This window comes from Staphylococcus cohnii subsp. cohnii, from assembly GCF_002902365.1.
Classification (GTDB): Bacteria; Bacillota; Bacilli; order Staphylococcales; family Staphylococcaceae; genus Staphylococcus; species Staphylococcus cohnii.
Window position 1 is genome coordinate 78,985 of record NZ_PPQC01000036.1, and the last position, 19,807, is coordinate 98,791.

The 19,807-nt window shown below is 34.5% G+C and carries 14 protein-coding genes; all 14 read right to left on the reverse strand.

Annotation, left to right across the window (positions count from 1 at the left end; all coding sequences use genetic code 11):
- Positions 1–4: 4 nt before the first annotated feature.
- Entirely contained in the window at positions 5–829 is an 825-nt protein-coding gene (locus CD032_RS06415) for a sulfite exporter TauE/SafE family protein (protein WP_019469689.1), read from the reverse strand.
- A 12-nt stretch (positions 830–841) separates the two neighbouring features.
- Positions 842–1,690, reverse strand: a complete 849-nt coding sequence (locus CD032_RS06420; RefSeq protein ID WP_103211277.1) for a DUF72 domain-containing protein — start codon at positions 1,688–1,690, stop codon at positions 842–844.
- A 189-nt stretch (positions 1,691–1,879) separates the two neighbouring features.
- Complete coding sequence (locus tag CD032_RS06425; protein ID WP_040030172.1) at positions 1,880–2,947, reverse strand: NAD(P)H-dependent flavin oxidoreductase; 1,068 nt, start codon at positions 2,945–2,947, stop codon at positions 1,880–1,882.
- Positions 2,948–2,999: 52 nt separating this feature from the next.
- Positions 3,000–4,019 carry a hemolysin family protein gene (locus CD032_RS06430; protein WP_019469692.1) on the reverse strand — a complete coding sequence of 340 codons (1,020 nt, stop codon included), beginning with the start codon at positions 4,017–4,019 and terminating at the stop codon, positions 3,000–3,002.
- Positions 4,020–4,881: 862 nt separating this feature from the next.
- Complete coding sequence (locus CD032_RS06435; RefSeq protein ID WP_103211278.1) at positions 4,882–6,285, reverse strand: hypothetical protein; 1,404 nt, start codon at positions 6,283–6,285, stop codon at positions 4,882–4,884.
- A 67-nt stretch (positions 6,286–6,352) separates the two neighbouring features.
- Positions 6,353–7,831 (reverse strand): SH3 domain-containing protein, encoded by a 1,479-nt coding sequence (locus CD032_RS06440; RefSeq protein ID WP_103211279.1) that lies wholly within the window; start codon positions 7,829–7,831, stop codon positions 6,353–6,355.
- Positions 7,818–8,300, reverse strand: a complete 483-nt coding sequence (locus CD032_RS06445; protein ID WP_103211280.1) for a phage holin — start codon at positions 8,298–8,300, stop codon at positions 7,818–7,820. Before CD032_RS06445 ends, CD032_RS06440 begins: the two co-directional genes overlap by 14 nt.
- A 105-nt stretch (positions 8,301–8,405) precedes the next feature.
- Positions 8,406–8,804, reverse strand: coding sequence for a hypothetical protein (locus CD032_RS06450; protein WP_103211281.1), 399 nt, complete (start codon positions 8,802–8,804; stop codon positions 8,406–8,408).
- Positions 8,791–9,213, reverse strand: coding sequence for a hypothetical protein (locus tag CD032_RS06455; RefSeq protein ID WP_103211282.1), 423 nt, complete (start codon positions 9,211–9,213; stop codon positions 8,791–8,793). The genes CD032_RS06450 and CD032_RS06455 overlap by 14 nt, the downstream gene beginning before the upstream one ends.
- Positions 9,214–9,250: 37 nt before the next feature.
- Positions 9,251–9,403 (reverse strand): hypothetical protein, encoded by a 153-nt coding sequence (locus tag CD032_RS13100; protein WP_172459302.1) that lies wholly within the window; start codon positions 9,401–9,403, stop codon positions 9,251–9,253.
- Positions 9,390–11,846: a phage tail spike protein gene (locus CD032_RS06460; protein WP_103211283.1), complete on the reverse strand. Its 2,457-nt coding sequence runs from the start codon at positions 11,844–11,846 to the stop codon at positions 9,390–9,392. The genes CD032_RS13100 and CD032_RS06460 overlap by 14 nt, the downstream gene beginning before the upstream one ends.
- 61 nt (positions 11,847–11,907) lie before the next feature.
- On the reverse strand, positions 11,908–13,824 hold the full coding sequence (locus tag CD032_RS06465) for a hypothetical protein (RefSeq protein WP_103211284.1): 1,917 nt from the start codon (positions 13,822–13,824) through the stop codon (positions 11,908–11,910).
- A 12-nt stretch (positions 13,825–13,836) separates the two neighbouring features.
- Positions 13,837–14,670 carry a phage tail domain-containing protein gene (locus CD032_RS06470; RefSeq protein ID WP_231912214.1) on the reverse strand — a complete coding sequence of 278 codons (834 nt, stop codon included), beginning with the start codon at positions 14,668–14,670 and terminating at the stop codon, positions 13,837–13,839.
- A 21-nt stretch (positions 14,671–14,691) separates the two neighbouring features.
- Positions 14,692–19,797, reverse strand: a complete 5,106-nt coding sequence (locus tag CD032_RS06475; RefSeq protein WP_103211285.1) for a phage tail tape measure protein — start codon at positions 19,795–19,797, stop codon at positions 14,692–14,694.
- Between the last annotated feature and the right edge of the window lie 10 nt (positions 19,798–19,807).

The following is a 19,807-nucleotide window of genomic DNA, read 5'->3' on the forward strand; positions in this document are numbered from 1 at the left end:
TAGTTTATAAAAATGATTTAATGATTAAATATAGTCCCATTATAAGCATAACTGTTCTTAATAACATAACGACAGTATTTGATTGTATGGATTGATTTACTTTCACACCTATTTTAGCACCCAAATAGCTAGAGATGATTAATACAATAGAATAAACCCAAGCTACATGTCCTTGGGCAATATGCCCAACAGAGCTCATCACGCTAGAAAAGAATATCATCATCATGCTTGTACCGACAGCGACATGTGGTGGGAATCTGAAAACAATTAACATTAAAGGTGTCATTAATGCGCCGCCACCAATACCAAACAATCCTGTCAAAACACCTATAAATAACGTTGATACAAATGCTACAACTGGCGGAACACTATAATGATGTGTCTTTCCATAACCATCAACATATGTACGTGCATACTTTGGTTTATTAAACATTTTCATCGGCTTAATATTATTTCTTATCATGAGCAAAATTGCTACAAATATTAAAAAGATCCCAAAATATAAATTAAAAGAGTCTAAAGTTAAAAAACGACTTAAAATAGACCCAACCAAAGAACCTGGCAATAATCCAAATAAAAAGATGGAACCATTTTTGACGTCAACTTGTTTCGTTTTTAAATAACCTAATGTTGATGATAGTCCTGTCACGATTAATATTAATGAAGATGTTCCTATGGCAATCTGAGGTGTGATACCATGTAGTAAATCATTTTCTACGCCCAAATAAACTAAAGTTGGGACGATGATAATACCGCCACCAATGCCCACAAGTGAACCCAATATGGCTGATAAACCACCAATTAAAATCAAAATGATTATTGTTAACATATCTGACCGCTCCTAAAATAATTTTAATTGTTGTGGTGCTAAGCCTTCATAATCAATGCCTAATAATGTTTGGTATGTTTTAGCATTTTGTGCAGCATGACCACCGGAGTTATTATTAAAAACGACATAAATATTTTTAGCTTTTTGTTCTAATAATTTCACTTTTTGCGCTAAATCTTGAAGTTCTTGTTTATTATAATCGTACAAGTACCTTACATCTCTCCACGCTTCATCCGTCATATCTTTTTTTGTCCATCCATGTTCATTTCTGCCATGATAGCGCACAAATGCTGTCTCATTTGTAATACGATTAACTAGGGGGATTGACCCTTGGCCAACTTGTGGTTCATCACATACTGCGTGTATCATGTCATGTTCAGTTAAAAAAGCTAATGTTTCTTCCTTAAACTGATTACTAAACCAGGATTGATGTCTAAATTCTATACAAACAGGAAATGTTTTCAGCTGTTCTCGTACATATCGAATATATCTGATGTTTTGTACCGTGCAATCAAACCAAGGCGGAAATTGTACTAGTACCATCGCTAACTTTTGTTCAGATTTTAATGGCGTTAACATCGCTATAAACTGATCAAAAAGTATTTGTCTTGATTCTGTAAAATCGTGATAATCTGCATGAAGTGTTAATGCCTGATGAATTTTAACTATAAATTGAAATCTCTCAGGCGTCTCTCTTATCCATTTTCTAATATTTCTTTCAGGTTGTATCGCATAATAAGATGCATCTAATTCTACGATGGGAAAATGACTTGCATATGTAATTAGCTTATCTGATTTACGCTGTAAATCTTCGTACAAAGTATCATGGTCTCCCCAACCTGTTAATCCAATATTTATCATAGTATCACCAGTTACATGATACCATAGATGATTTATGAGATTCACTAGATTAAATTATATTCTTCAATTGTTTCAACGGTTAAGTTTATGATAAAACAACGATTACTGAGTAGATACACGAAACATAAAAATTAAAAAAGTTGCTATCGTATTAAAAATAGCAACTTTTCATGAAACAATTTAAGTTTATTATTCGTTAAGTATGCGTTTGGTTTCTTGTATGATATCAGCTATCAATTCAGAAGCTGAACTAGGTTGTGATAACCTAGGGCTTTGTCCACTCCATAGATGTGTCCATTGCTCATTACCTAAGTCAGCTGCGGTTTTACGAATATTTTTTGTCAATTGGTTTTGTATAGGATAATCTGGAATGTCATCATCATAACCTTCCATCTTGTGTATAAATTCATTATCGATACCTCTAGCTGGTTTACCTGTAAAAACTTTGGTGATGACAGTATCTGTTTCTTTACTTTGCTGTATTGCATTTTTATATAAAGCTGAAGCACCACTTTCTTCTGAAGTTAAAAAAGCTGTTCCCATTTGTACAGCTTCGGCACCTAACACCATACTTGCAACAACGCCACGTCCATCCATAATGCCACCTGCTGCTATCACTGGAATAGATACATTATCTACAATTTGTGGTACCAATGACATGGTACCAATTAATGGTGTGTGATCACCTGAAGTTACAGTAAAAGAACCTCTATGCCCACCTGCTTCACTACCTTGAGCGATGATTGCATCCATTCCAGCACTTTCATTAGCTTTCGCTTCTTCCACTGAGGTTGCTGTTCCTATCACAGTAATCTGACGCGCTTTCAATTTTTTAATAATATTTTGATTTGGTATTCCAAAAGTAAATGAAACGACAGGAACCCCTTTTTCGATTACCATATCTACAGATTCATTAAATTGCTGTTCTTCACTAATATCAATCACAGGTTCTTCTAGATTCAAAGCTTTTCTATAGGGTTTTAACCATGCATTCATGTGTTCTACATTTTCCGGAATATATAATTGCTCACTTGGAACAAATAAGTTAACTGCAAAAGGTAAGTCAGTTAATTCTTGAATATATGTTATTTCTGAATCTAACTTCTCTGAATTAAAATATCCTGCCCCAATTGTACCAAGACCTCCACTATTACTAACAGATGCTACTAATTCAGGCGTTGTACTACCTGCCATACCTGCCTGAATAATAGGAAGTTTGATATTCAACATTTGGGTTACTTTTGATGAAAAGTGCATGTAAAACACTCCTTTCATTAAAAACAATAACTTAAATTTTATGACTATAGTTTTATTTTTTATTATAAGCTTGCATTTGTGCTTCTAATTTCTCTTGCTCTTGTTCGTCCATCTCATCTTCAATTTCCATACCTAGCATTTCTTCAATCAAGTCCTCATGAGAAACAATGGCATCTGTCCCACCAAATTCATCTAATACAATTGCTAAATGTTTACGTGACACAGTCATTTTTCTCAGAACCCATTCTGCTCTATTATGCTCATTCACAAATAAAGGTTCTGAAGTATATTGTAAAATATTGTTTGCTTTTTCTTTACTCCATGCTAGCAAATATTTTGAATGGAAGATGCCAATAATATGGTCGATATCACCATCATATACTGGATAACGTGTATACGGATTCGTCACTACAGTATCGTACGCGTCTTCATAAGATATATCAGCCGGAAATGCAGTTACATTAATCCTTGGTGTTGTATCGATATTTGTTATTTTTAATTGTTCAAAATCCATAACACCTTGAATTCGATTTCGTTCCATTTCATTGAAAGCACCTTCACTACCTGCAATCGTAACCATCTGTCTAATCTCTTCTTTTGATAATCGTTGTTGATCTTCTTGCCCTTTAGAAAGTAAATTATTGATCATATCTGTTAACCAGTTTAACAATTTCGTAACTGGTTTAAATACTGTGACAAAAAATGAAATCGGTGTATAAACCAATCTAGACATGCGATCTGGATAAGTTGCAGCAACAGATTTTGGAATCACTTCAGAAATAATGATAATAGCAACCGTGGTAATTGCGGTAGCTACACCAACGTTCATTCCAATATCCACTGCTAATACTGTCACTAATGTAGGCAAAATAATATTCGCAATATTATTTCCAATTAAAATTGTAGTAATAAATTCACTGGGTTTAGTAAGTAGTTTTGATAATTTAGCAGACTTTTTATCTCCATTTTCAGCTTCAGTTTGTATTTTCATCCTATTTGCAGCAGTTAAAGCTGTTTCACTACCAGAAAAGAAGAATGAAGCAAATAAAAGTATGATTATAGCTATAATCATATCAGCATAACTCCTTTTTTATTCTATAAAATTTTAAACGATATGTATCAATTCCCTTGTTTTACAATACATAAACGCATTTCTAACTATTAAAATAGCGTTTTCAAAACAACTATAATAAAAAAACACGAAGTGATACATATTTGAATGCCCACATATATAAGGGTATCAAAATCATATCACTCGTGTTTTTTAAATTTAATCACTTACTGTAAAACTAAACTATTCGTCATAAATACTTTAGCCGATTGAACCTTCCATTTCGACTAAGTTTAAGTTGTTTTGTATTTTTTATATTTTTAAAACGCCTTTAAATCAACGTTTTGGAGGGGAGTAAATTTTATAAAAAACACGTATTCAGATAAAATGGTATCAAAAATGGTATCAGTACCAATGCGACCACCTAATCAAATTTATCTTTAATAACTATAAAAAGCCATCTCGTTATGAGACGGCTTGTGTGTAATATGTTCGAAAAAGCGAGGTGTGGTTTATTTATCACCATGTGTATATAGTAACATTAATTTTATATTGTGCAAACATTAATGTGTACACCTATAACATTGAGTAAGGGTATTTGTATATTTTAAAAGATGACCGAAAAAAACGCATAACTAAAGTATTTAGCCGTTTTAACTTTCGGACGGAATAGAACGAAATAGAAACATTTTGACACATATTTGACACGTGACCCACCTTAATTGGTGGGTTTATTTATGTAAAAAAATAACCACCCAGTGACATGTGTAGGTGGTGGATATAAAAAATTTGAGAAAGGAATTATACATGTAAATAAATTATACCACAAAAAACAGGGCAAGCACATAAGTGCCTACCCTAGTATGATTACGTGGTACATTTATTATAACATTTCTTGTTGGTTAATGTAATCCTCATAATACATCCACTTTAGAGGTTCGCCTGTTTCCGGATGTTTTCCAGATACATTTCTTTCTCCTTTGCAAACTTTTGATATAGAATTACTTTTTTTATAACTCTTCAATCCAGCATACTTAGATGCTTTGGTTAAAGAATCGAATGTTTTCAAGTTATTTAAACATATTACTTTTTTTAAATTATAAGCAGGTTTTTCTTCGTAAACTCCAAACCTCATTAATAGATTTGCAGTGTTTGTCGAAGAATTTAAATGATACTTTTCAGTTATATTTTTAATTGTATTTCCATTTTTATAATCGTTTATTATTTCTCTCACGTTTTCATATTTAGATATTTTTTTCATCTGTTTTTTTAGACTCTTCTTATTATAATTACTTATAATGTTTTTTAAACTTGTAGATTCTATATTTTTTATAATATATTCCATATCGGATTTACTGCTGTTTACTTCAATATACTCTATTTTCTGCTCATTACAGAAGTTTTTCTTTATTAGATCGGACTGTTGAATGTTTTCTAACTTACCCCATCTAGTATTCTTAAATTCTTCATAATGCTGTTTCCCGTGCATTTCAATAACAGCATTATATTCTGGTAAGTGAAAATCAAATCTTTTCTTTGGTAGTTTTTCAAAAACTTTTTGCAACTCGTATTCTATGTTGTTCAACTCTAGCAAAGATATCATAAGTTTTTCTGGATAAGAAATATGGTTAGAACATTTAATGCAAGAAAAACCTCTATTTACCAATTTGTTCACAGTATACATTTTGATATATAAACAGTTAGGGCATACAGTTTTTATTTTGGCATGTGATCCTTTCGTATATTTTTTTGCATCCTCTGGATTATCTAACACTTCTAAAATATCTTTTTCACTATAAAGCCAATTTCCTTTGTGTGCTATTTTACCCGTTACATAAGGACTTTTAAATCCAGCTTTTACATAGTATTCAGACATTTCAAAAGTTTCATTGTATGTAAGACATAACATCAAATATCCTTTTTGATTTAAATCACCAATTTCAACTCTAATTTTTTCCAATACTTTATACCCATTAATAATATCATTAACTTCATATTTGTAATCAGATGGATTTCCATATATTAAATTCTTAATTTTAATATTTATTAGATTTCCGGTGGAAGTTGTTATGGAGTTGTTGTTGTATTCCAATTTTAATTTGTTTTGTGTTGTTTTAGGATTGTATTCTTCAAATGTTAGATAAAAGAAATCATTGATATCGTCATATTGAAATTCTACTTTTTCTTTATAACAATTTTTCCAATCTGTATATATTCTTTTACCATGTTTTCTTGTAGGGAGGTTAGTTAAATCAATATGATTATTCCCTTTTATATATTTTTTCATATAATCACCTTAAAGTAATTATACCATATTTCTATGTAAAAAGGCGGACTAAAGCCCGCCACGAAAGTTATTTAATTGTTCCCCATAATGGTCCTAATACATAATTGCTTGTGCCTGGTGTTCCTTGCGCCGTTCTAATTGGTACATAACGTCTGCCATTGTAAGAATCATATCCCAACCATACGAAGCCGTTTTGGACCATGCACTCGTCATATGTGATAGTTACACCCGGATTAAGCCAGCCAGTGAATGGACATGTTGTAAATGGTCCAGTGCTTCTCACTGCGATACGTGTACCGCCTACAGTGAATGAAGCGCGCTCTGATTTGTAATAGGTATTATAGGCATTAACTTTCCACCCGCCATTATTACTTTTAGTAGCTGGTGTAGAAGCTGAACCTGGCTTATTAGCTACTGTTTTTATAGATGGTGTTTTACCTTCCATATAAGCACGGATTTCTTTAATCCAAATATCCTTAAGTTTCTTAATAATAGCTTCTGATGGTCTACCTTGAGTTACTGGATTAAATCCTGTTCTCATTGTTAAACTTCTGTGAGGGCAACTAGTAGGTGAAAATTCTAAATGTAATTTCACTGTGTTACGGTTTGCAGGTAAATTATATTTCTTCAATAGTCTAGCTACCTCTTGCAATACTACTTGCTCATTAGCCATAAACTCTTTATCTGATGCACTCATTGATTGACATACTTCAATACCTACTGAGTTCCAGTTTCCTGATTTCTTACCTACTCCATCTCCAACGTGATAAGCAATCCTATCGGGCTCGATTGCATACCAAATATGCCCTGAATCTGCGTAGATATGAGCTATACCATTATTCAATCTGTTTTGGTCTGCACCCTTAAGACTATTTTCATAATCTTTAGCACTAGCTCGACCTGCATCATTATGAATTGTAATAGAAGTAGGATTGTGACCACGTTTACTAAAGCTACTCATTCTACTGATATTGTTATGGCTAACACTAATCTTTTTAATTGGTTTACTTGTAGCTGCTTTAGGTGTTGTTTTCTTAGTCGTACTCGCTTCTTTAGCGTATGGAACCTCGATAAAATGCGTTAATCCATAATAATTGTCCCAACGTGTTAAAGGTTTCTTATTTGCCCAGCCATTCCAATTTTGCTCGATAATATGGAATTTATTTGTGTCGCCTGGGCTATATACAATCCCAATATGTCCGTATTGAGCATAAGTGCCAGTAGTGAATACTGCTATCCAACCCGTTTTAGCAACTGTAGATGGCATGTTTTTGTGAATCTTAAATCCTGTTCCATAACTTTGGTTAATTTGGTCTTTAGCATTTCCCCACGGTCTCACTTTATTATCCGTTAACCACAATACATAATCAGTAATTAAATCTTGGCACTGTGCATGGTAGTAACGATCTGCGTCAATGGCGCCAACTTCCATAACACCAAATGATGGGTCATAACTCGTAGGCTTTGTAATACGATATGGACTATCCACTGTACCTTTTGCGTAGGCTTGTAGTCGTTGTTCAATTTGTTTTTTAGTTTTTGCCATTGTCAACACCTCTTTGTCCTAGACCTTCATCAGTATCATCTTCTGGTTGTTCTTCATCTTCTAAATGTTTAGCATCGTCTGGATGTTGACCACCATCTGCTAAAGTTGAATAAAAATCTATTTCATCACTATCATCAGAAAAATCTTCTCTAGTATCATATTCTTTAGGTGTGAATGTGTTTCCTTCACTTTGATACTCAACTGGATCAACATTTTCATCACGTGGTTTTGTGTAAGTCTGTGTAATGCCACTGTCTTTCATCCCTTTAGTAGTAGGATCGTTTATTACTCCGAATGTGACTAATACAGCTAATAATCCATTAATACCATCGCTAAATTGTTCCAGTTGTTCTGTATAGTTTAATCCTAATGCTTGCGTTATATTGTTAACAAAAAGGACTATCGCCGAAACGATAGCCACCCAAAATGATTTTTTCTTAAAACGAATTTTCCAGTTTATACTCTTCATTTAATAACCTCCAAATATAAGACGCTGAGAAACGCCCTGTGTTGCATCGAGAAATGTATTTACCTATCGTTGCGAATAATAAAAAGCCGACACATGAGTGCCGACTTATTTAAAGAAGATGTTTGCTACCACAGAGATAAGAGGAACTAATACAACACCCGCAAATCCCAACCAGTAGCCAATTACTTCTCTGTTTCCTTTTGCTTCTGCTTCTACAGTTCCTTGTAAATTTTTAATTTCTTTCTCATGACTTTTTGTTTCGTATTCTAAATCAGTAACTCTAGTCCCTACTGTTGCTAATGATTCGCTCATTTTTTCTAAGTGTTTTTCTGATCTAGCTTGTGATTCGAATGCTTTCTCTTGCAGCAATGTCTGTCTATCTACTTTATTCAACAAACTATTAAAATTGTCTGTGTGTTTGCTATCTACTTCGTTTATGCGTTCATTTAGCTTACCTCTTGATCTTTCCCACTCGTGTCTTAGTACATATTTATTTTCGTCCATAAATACCCAAACCACCTAAGAAACCGACAAATCCAAGCCATGCTGTGATAGCGATTAACTGTGCTGGCGTTAGCCAATTAAGCGCATTATACACAGCGGCCGAAGCCATTAAGAAGTGTATGATGGCACTTCCTAACCCACCTATTAACATAAAATGGCTTGAACAATTATTTATAGACCTTTTACCAAACAATAGACTTGATAGAATTAGACAAGTGCCGAACACAAGCAGTAACAAACCCCAAATCCAAATAGGCATAACTTCATTTAGCTCTCGGTAGAAATCACTTTCGTTAATAACCTTTTCTTGGCTTATGAGCCAATAGACACCTCGTATATCTACAAATACACCTAACCCAAACAAAGATAAGGTGGCTAGTTTATCGTGTATTGTGAAGTTTTCGTTCATACGTTCACCTACTTTTTATAAAATAAAAAGCCACAACCTATTCGGGTTGCGACTCTTTCAACTCTTGGTTTTCTCTTGCTAGTTTTTCTAACTCTACCTGTAAATTCATAGCGACATCTTGTAATCTTGCCATTTCATTTTGTTGAAAAGCTATTTTCAAATCTTTATCATCTACATTATTTTGTTCCATTTTCCAATTCCTCCACTCGTTTAGTTAATTGCTGAATTGCTCTGAATGACCACGTTGCCATTCCGTATATATTCACACCATCTCCACTCGTTAATTCGCTAGGTGTTTTATAACCTTCTCCGATAACTAATCCGTATTTTGTTTCTTTCTTTTCGTCTGACTTGTAATTGAACGAATATAATTGTGTTTCATTATTAATTGCACTTAAAGCGTCGAAATTCCATTCATTTATATTCTCTTTGTATTCTTCTAAAGAAGCGTTATTAAAGTCTGACGCTCTTACTGGTTTATATCCAATATCTCCACCGTTATATAAAAGGTTGTTAGTAACTCTTAGTTCATTAGTTGATACACCGATATAGAAATTACCATCATGTGTGCGAATAGAACCTGCCTGTATGTCTTTGACTTGCAAGTCTTTGTAATTAACATTGCCACCGTTATACCCTTTCATATCGGTTATGCGCAATGCACCATTAACGCCAATATATTGATTATCTGCTTTAGCTTTTAACATTCCGTATAAGTCTCTAGCATAAAAATCACCAGAACCAATATCACCATTATTGTTAGTGGCATAAACATAATTGGTTGAAGATGATTTATCAAAACGCAAACTACTACCATATGTTGACCCTGATGTAATCGAACCGTAAGAAAGTATACCATCAGTATCACTAGCTCCTGAATTTTCTTTAACCCACATTCTAAACTCATTACGCCCAACTCTATTATCACTCATTGGTCTAAAGTAGAGACTTGATGTTTTACTTTCAATATTTACAGTTGCATGTGAATCTAACAATATTCTGTTAGAATCTGTCCTTAAAGCAACTACGCCTAAACCTGAGTTGAGCGTGACCCCACGTGCGCCACTATAAGTATAATCAAAGAACTCTAATGTACCAGAAGCATCTGAACTATCTCCATCAAGATATGTGGAGATACCAAAATCAGAAAAGTAAATAGAACGATTTAAATCGTTGTTCCTAAATCTTAAGTGACCGTTTTTAAATCTAGTGAATACGTTGTTAGTTGTTGTATTGTTTTGCCATGTACGTTTGAAAGTACCGAACAATGTCATTTCATCGTTTTTTATTTCTACAAATTTACTGTTGTCTCCACCACGCACACTAATTAGGTTAGCGTTCAACGTACCAGTAGTAATCGTATCTGCCACTATGCCTTCTGCTGTGATTGCAGTTTTGGCAGTCTTACCACCATCAGTAGAAAGTAATAATCCACTACTGTTCATAGTCATGATGTTGTTATTATTCTTCTTATCCATGAAGTGTTGACCGTTTGTATCATATATAATTTCACTTGATGTATTTTGAATTTTCGTTACCATTGATTTACTGATAATATCAAGTGCTTGGAATGGTAGCGACTTACGTCCTTGTATCAAGTCGGCTATATCTTTAGCAGCAGTCGATAAGTTGCTACCGTATCGATCACCCATGTTACCGGAACCGAAAGTTATTTCTAAATCTAATATTTGACCAGTGCTACTAAAGTTTCGTGTTATTTTAACTACACGTATTTCAGTGTCTAATCCAATACGTTCATCGACTAGGAACACCCTATCTCCTAATACTGCATGTTGGTAGTCATAACCTTGTTGTGACATATCGTAAATATCAGCAGTAAAGGATACTTTCACACTTTCATCAACTGTCTTTTTAAGGTTAGCGTCCATAGTTGCTTGTTTAGTAACACGACCATCACGTATAGGTGGTGCTTCTCTTATACCAATTATTTTAGCAAGTGGAGAAGTGTATTCACGTTTCAATTTAGCTTTTTCAACAACATCTGTATCTGAATCATCATCTGAATAGTTTCCGTACCCTCGTGCATACGTCCACATCTCAGAAGCATCCACTTCTTTTTCAATGTTTTGTGCATTCACTTTATATCTATATTCAAAATTCGCATCATTACCGATTTGGTTATATAAATAGACAACATTACCTACTATTTTAAATTCATAACCATATCTATCTATAAATGTTTTGAATATTTCAAGACGTGTTTCACCTTCTCCAATACCTTCAAAACGATTACTAGGTGCAGCCTCAACTGTTGAATATGTGAAAGGTGTATCATTAAACACAATATTAAATGCTTCTGTTACAGTTAGACTTGCGTCAATTCGTTCGTATACACGGTGAGAGTTGAGCCAATCCAACATATATAACACTGCAGTGACAGATATACGATACTTATCACCAAATCCCGTTTGTTTACTGGAAATAATGCGATATTCTTTACCTTCAAATAGGATAATCCACATCTTTAAGTCATCTTGCTTACTTAAAAACTCACTGTTCATATCAGTATATTCTATTTCGATATCAATACGTTCATCACCGTTTAACTCTTGATCGTGCTTAAGCACACCTTGCAAGAAATATTCATTGCCTTCTAAGTCACGAATAAACATTTATTCACTCTCCTTTCCCAAAAGAAAAAGACTAACTTTTACAGTTAGCCTTTAAAAATTGTTAATAAGTTGTTTCTGTTCCAGATATATTTTTACTTTGGAATTGTCCACGTCTTATATATACTTTGTCATCAGCGTTTACAGATTGAACTGAATAATTGCTTCCAAACCCTTCACAACTATCCAAGAATTGATGTGCGCCAGTAGTTGTTTGGAAATCAGATACCTGATATGAACCGAAAGCGATGCAACCTAAATTCCACGTTTGCGTTCCAGTATTAACATCTGCTAAATTACCGCCATCATTTCTAGCGTATAAACCATTAACTCTTATACCTTTAATACCATCATGAGCTGTAGAACCGTTATCGGAACGATTTCCACTTGTACCTTTCATAACACCGTTATCTCTAGCTATGCAGTCAATCTCAACGAAGTAAGGTAACGCACCATTTGATGATTTGTGGTAGTTGAAACCATCCATCATTTGTTTTGAAAATTCACAGTCTTTAGAAATACAGTAACTACCACCGACCATTTCTAACCCATTACCATTACTTTGCGTTGAGTAAGAGGCTTTAACATTATTCATTACTAGCCGACCGTTAGTTGTTTCAAATCTAATATTGCGTGCGCCGCCTAGTAGCTCAATGTTTTCCAAATAAACGTTGAAATCACCATTAAATCTTATTAAATCAGTAGAAAGCAAACATTGAATATCATCATCATTAACTTCTCCGTTATCTTGATTTACATATACAATACCAGAAGCACTGTACCAAGAGTTAGGCGTTGAATCTACTTCTGCAATACTTCCAACTTTCGTAAATTCTAAATGGTCACCATATTCATCTTTTTCATGTATATTTATAACTCTCATTGTTCCATTTCTACTCGCTTGATAAACGTTTTGATAATCCGGTGTTTTAGTATATTTTAGTGTGTTTGAAGTTGCCATTTTAGGTTTACCATTATAACCAATGATATTTATATCTTTATTTGGATAACCGATAACATTACCTGAAGCTGTTCTATTATAAATGAATCTACCATCTACCATAATAGTTCCTACATCACTTTTATTCATTGCTGTATATATATCGGCCAAAGGACTGGCTGAACTTAAGCCATCATTGGCATTTAAACCATCACCAGAAACATAGTAAGTTTTTCCATTGGTGTTTTTAAAACTTTCAACATCTAATGCCGTATCAAAAGTACCACGACCATCAGTGTATATATTTGATTTCAATACATGATCTTTTAATTCAAAATCTTCCGGCTGTTCATAAGCAATCGTTAAACCTTGTTCATTTAATTTGTCTATTTTGTCATTTACTTTTTTTACCTGTTCGTCTAAATCTATTTTTATATCTGTGCTACTGAAATTAAATAAGCCCATTCGTTCACTTGCTACAATGATTAATTTATCCACTTGTACGGTTGTGTTTCCCGTTCTATTATCTAACCTTAAATCAATCTTGTTTGTACCTACTGGTATTGATAAACCTTCTATTAAATAAACGTTGGGTGCCGATTCTTCAACACCTGTTATGCCCCCGATACTTTTACCACTCGAATCAATAAAGTTGTATTCAAGTTTAAAATTACTATTGTTTTCAGATGTGTATACAATAAAAGACATCTTTTTATTAGGCGCTAAATCTTTAACAGCATTCATCGTGTAAAAAAAATAGCCTTCTGGGCTAATTTCAAAAGATGAATCTCTATTTACAGTTAATCCCGGAGAGGTTTTCAAACTCATTAACCCATTGAAATACGGGTCGTTTATAGAGTCTGCATAAGTTCTCATTGGTTCGCCATTAGGCGGTATTGGCAGAACATTATCTGTACTACCTACTAAATTTCTAATTAACGACACATGGTCACCCATGTTTAGAAATAGTTCGTAAAAATTATCATTCATGTTCTTTAAGTTTTTTCTGTCCCACATTGCGTCAATGTTTTTTCTTCCCATGTCGTCACTCCTTTATTTATAGTGGAAATTAAATTTGAATTGAACTTTTGTAAACGTGCCGTTACTTATTTTTATCTCGTTTTTGCCGGGAGCTAAAGATATGAATTTTCTATTACATTCTCGCAGTCTGTTTAAGTTGTTTAATAAAAACTTAGCGTTTTCTAACGCAACTGTTTGTTGATTCAAATCTCTATTCACAATGAATTTTTCACCAGTAGTTATATTCTCTAAAGTAAAATTATTACTACTGACCGGACTAAAAACAGTTATCCTCAAATCCATGTTTCTAGGATCAATTCTGACGTTCCCACCATTCCATACGGTGAAAGTGTTATCTGTGAAATCATAATTTGCGTTTTCTACATTAATTCCATCGGCCATACCATATTTCTCTACAATTGCACTATAACCACTTGTCTGTATTTCTTGTGTGTCATACTTCGTACGCCAAAAAGGTAATCCTGTTACTCGTGCATCAACTTCAAGTTGTGCATACATACTTCCTAAAATACGTTCGGGTTTAAACGAACCATCTACAGTTACTTTTATAACTCTTGAAGGTAAAGCATTACGAGCAACATAAAAATACTCATGACTATCTAAAAAAGCATTTAATTCACTTTCTAATAGAAAATAATCATGTTCTCCATGATAATGACGTAAAAAGAATGTTAGTGATGCTTCACGTTGTTTATAGTTAAATCCATAATCTATAACACCCGGTATACCATCAATTGATTGTTCTTTTCTTTCTTTTTCCATTGATGATACAAAAAAATCCAGTGGCTTTACGCCAACTGGAAATTGTAATTTATTCATATTTGGGTCATACATTGTAAATCCCAATAGTTATCACCTCTTATCTCATTAATTTCTCATTAATTGAGTTGCATTATTTAACGCCATGTTTTCATTGTTCATCTTCGTCATTTCACGACTAGTAGGGAAATAGTTTTTTTCCTCAATACCTTTATTACTTCGTGCAATTTCCGTTAACGTATCGAGTTGTTTCTGTTGGTTCGCAATCATTTGTAGTAGTAAATTATCATTGTCACTACCAGATTGTTGACCGTATTTATTACTCATATCATTAGGTCGTTTATTTTTCTTATCTTTAACCTTACTTTGTGCATAACCAATTAACTTCATTGCGTCATTAGCACGTGCAGGGTCAAGTGGTACTACTACCTCTGAGTGTCCATCTTCGGCTAGGTTGTATAAACCTTCACTGTTGATGATTCCACCAGTTGCATAGCCTACACCTTTACCGATTTGACTTAATCCAGCATTACCATACTTAGCATCAGCATATCTCATACCAGCGATTAAGTTATCTAAACCTTTCATGATGTTGCCATGACCTTTCATCTTGTAAGCGTTAAAAGTTCCTGGTTTAACTTGTACTAAACCTTTTGCTCTACCGTCTGCAAGTCCATCAGTACCACCGATAGCCTTTTCATTGCCACTCGATTCTGTGTCAATTTGTTTCAACCATGCGTTAACGTATTTGGAACCTGTTGGAAGGCCTGCTGTTTCCAATGCTTGTTTAACTGTTGACTTCCATTTACCAGCGCCTTTACCGCCACCATTGTTTTCTTTTAACCAACTAGTAGGGTCTTTAGGTACGCCACCCCAACGCATTTCATAGTGAAGGTGAGCGCCTGTAGAACTACCTGCTTCTCTGCCTTGTTTTGATGGGTCACCACCAGATAGACCAAGTAAATCACCTGGTTTAACTTTTTTACTTCCACTAAATGCATGTTTGGATAAGTGACCATAAATGGTTTCCATAGTTCCTGATTTAACAGATACCATGTTACCGAATCCACCATTCCAACCTTTGCTAGCTGTAGCAGTACCACCTGTAGTAGAGAATACTTTTGTTCCATATGGATAGCCAATATCGAGACCGTGATGCGCTCTAGGGAATGGGTATCCTTGTGCTAATGCTTCTGCTGCTGTACGAGCAAAACCGAAATTAATACCGTGTGATAAATCTAAGAAGCCACTATCTCCACTTCCTTGTTGGCTAAACCAAGATGTAAATAAGTCAACTATCCCATTTTTTATTTTCTTGTACATGCCTGACATAAGTTTTCCAGGAATAGAATCTCCGCCTAGGAAGTTAAAATTGACACCCATATCTTTAACTACTTTTTCAAGTAACTTTTTAGGCTTATCCATCCACTCCATTACGTCTCCCATGCTTTCTTTAAGGAAGTTAGCACCTTGTCCAGCTTTTTTTAATGTTGTCTCTACTGCTTTTTTACTACCTTCTTTAACAGCTCCACTTCCTGCTTCCCACAGTTTTTCAGCTGTATCTAAAGGTCCTCCGCCAGCTTTCTTCTTAGCATCGTTTTCTAAGCCGCCGAACAAATCATCTTTCTTGTTCTTTTTGAAGCCTAAACCTGCTAATAGATCACTTGTACCTCGAGAGAATTTTGGAATTGCGCCAGAACTCATAAGACTTTGTGTATTACGTCCGTTAATGACTTTATCGCCTTTATCTAATCCTACAAGTGTATTTTTACCTTGCGGCGCATGTAAAGAACCATTTTTACGTTGAATTAGTTCTTGATGTCCATTTGGTCCTGAACCATTCCCCGGTCCTTTATCATTTACTACTGCCATTGTTGGTTTGCTAATCGCACCATTGCTTACAAAGTTCTGTGAATGTGTAGACTCTGTACCAGTTGATAGCTTGATAGGTTTAACCATTTCTTTACCCATACCAAGTTTGTCGCCAACTGCGTTCACACCACCAATAAGTTTGTTGAGACCTTTTTTAACTTTGTCTACCATGTCATCGATGAAGCCTTTAATTTTACCAATAATATCGCCTAGTACATCGCGCATTTCCCCAAATGTACCTGTTACTTTATCTTTTAAGGATGTAGCAACACCTGTTACTTTGTTCCAGATTTTGTCCCAAGTGTCGTATAGGTTATTTTTTACTTTTCCTATGATATTTTTAATAGAATTCTTTAGATTATTAAATTTACTACGAACACCGTTATACAGAGATGTAGCGACTGAAACAACTTTATTTCTTACTTTCTGCCATATGTCATACAAGAATGAGCGTACACTATTAAATATAGACTTTATAGAACTTTTAAGTGAGTTAAATTTACTACGAACACCATTATATAAACTTGCTGCAAGTGATATCACCTTACTTCTTATCGATAACCATGTTTTCAAAACAAAAAACTTAACAGCATTAAATATAAACGTTATAGAATTTTTTAACGAATTGAATTTAGATTTAACGCCATTCCATAAAGATTGTGCGAGTGATACTACTCTGTTTCTAACTGCCTTCCATAGTCCATATAGAAAGTTTCGAACATTATTGAATATTGAAATTGTTCCATTTTTCAACCAGTTAAACGCACTTTTTACTCCGTTCCACAAACTTTTAGCAAAATTGACTACTCCATTTCGGATAGAATTCCAAACATTAATAGCAAAAGTTTTAACGGAATTAAAAATTGATACTGTACTATTTTTTAACCAAGTAAAAGCGTTCTTAACACCAGTCCAAATACCTTTTGCTAATCCAACTATTGTATTTTTAATTACGCTCCAAATTGTCTTAGCTATACCTAGGATTCCAGCAAACGCTAATTGGAACAGGTTTTTCAGTATACTTAGGAAGCTTCTAGCAACTTGTTTTAACCCTTCACCGAATAGTTTCCAATCGCCTGTGAAAATACCAATAAACATTTTAACGAATCCCATTACTACATTTAGAACACCCATGATAATTCCTTTAATCGCATTAAACGCAATCATCACAGTATTTTTTACCATGTTAAACGCATGTACTAAACTACCCATTATAAGGTCTTTAAAGAAATTTATAACAGGTATGGAATCGCTAAACGTACTCTTGAATAATCCACCTATGAACCCTAAAACTGGTTGGATGAATTCCCAAAATGCAAAGAAACCATTCTTAATATTATTTATCGCTTGCATAAATTGAGAACCATGTTTAGCCCAAAAATCACCAATTGTCTGTTTGATTTGTTGACCAAACTTCATAAACGCCTGACCTATAGGTGTTAGTACAGTCATAATTCCTGACCATAATAATTTAAATCCATTAACCACACCTGTAACCATGCCATTCACAATATTTCTAAATGTTTCAGATTTCTTATAAGCTACAACTAATGCTGTACCTAAAGCTACTACACCTGCAATGACTAATCCCCAAGGACCTAGCATGAATGTAGCTGCGGAACCAATGCCTTTTAATGCCATTCCTAAAAGTGGTGAAGCTTTTGTAACAGTTGCCATTACTCCAGATAAGTATTTCATTACACCACCAGCTTTGGTAATACCAACCATTATTGGTCCAAGTGTAGTCATAATACTACCTAATGAGGCTGTAAATACTCCTACAATTAATGTTAATGGACCAATTGCAGCTGCTAATGCACCGAACGCTACTATTGTACCTTGTAACCAACTAGGTAAATTAGTTAATTTAGTTGCTAAACCCGCAATGACGTCTGCTGCCTTTCCTATAAATGGTGCTACTACATCACCAATACTAATTGCTAGTGATTCAACCGCAGATTTCATTTTACGCATTGAACCACCAATACCGCCTTCCATTTCTTTAGCCATTCGCTTAGAAGCACCTTTTGACCCATCAATGGATTTAGTAAGTTTTTTGTAATCCTTTTCTGATGCGTTAACCACTGCCAACGCACCACTCATAGATTCTTTACCAAATATAGTTGCTGCTGCAGCTGCTTGTTGGTCTTTAGATAAACCACCCATGCTACTTCTCAATTGATCCATAACATCACGCATTGGTAGCATTTCACCGTTACTATCTGTGATAGATATACCGAGTTCATCCATCTTATCTTTCATAGCTTTAGTGGGTTTTGAAAGGTTAGTAAACATCGTACGTAATGCTGTACCAGCTTTTTCACCTTTAATACCCGCATTACTCATTAAACCTATAGCGACTGATGTATCTTCCACACTGTAACCTAATGCACCAGCTACAGGTGCTGCGTATTTAAACGCATCTCCTAAACCTTTCACATCTGTATTAGCTTTAGAACTTGTTTGTGCTAATACATCGGCAAACTTACCACTATCTTTTGCTTCCATGCCAAAAGCTGTTAATGAATCGGTCACAATATCACTTACTTGACCTAAGTCTTCACCCGATGCTGCTGCTAAGTCCATAACACCACTTATACCAGTCATCATTTCTTTTGAATCCCAACCGGCAAGTGCCATATAGTTGAGTGCATCTGCTGACTCACTCGCACTAAATTTAGTTTTAGCACCCATTTCCAACGCTTTATCACGTAGTGAGTTAAACTCTTTACCAGTAGCTCCAGATGTCGCTTTAACTTTACGCATAGAATCATCGAAATCTATACTAGTCTTTGCAGCTAAACCAAATCCAGCTACAACTGGTGCTGTGACATACATAGACATTGAACGACCAACACTTTTCATTGATTCGCCCACTTTATTTATCTTTGGACCCATTTCAGTAAAACTCTTACCTAATCTACCGAAACTACTGTTAGATACTCTAGCAGCTGCTTGAGATTCCTTTTGAAAATTTTTAAATGAATTAGTTGTTTGTTCTAACTCATTCTCCAAATAATTCAAAGTATCAGCTTGCTTGTTGTACTCTGTTCGTAATCTTGCAGCTTTAGCACTATTTGCGCCTTGTTCTTGCGCTGTCTTTTGGTATTGTGCACGTAGTTCTTTAACATTATTCCTTTGTTGTTTAGTAGCACCATCTAACTCACGAATTCTATTTTTATATGAAGTCATAGACTTCTTAGAATTTCTGAAGTTGTTTCTAGATAACTTCAAGTCAGAATTCAATGTTTTAAAACTACGTCTAACACCAGCAAGTGTCGCACCAATGCCCATATCTTTCATGGATAAATCTATTTGAAGACCTTTTATTCTTTCTGCCATTGTTCCACCT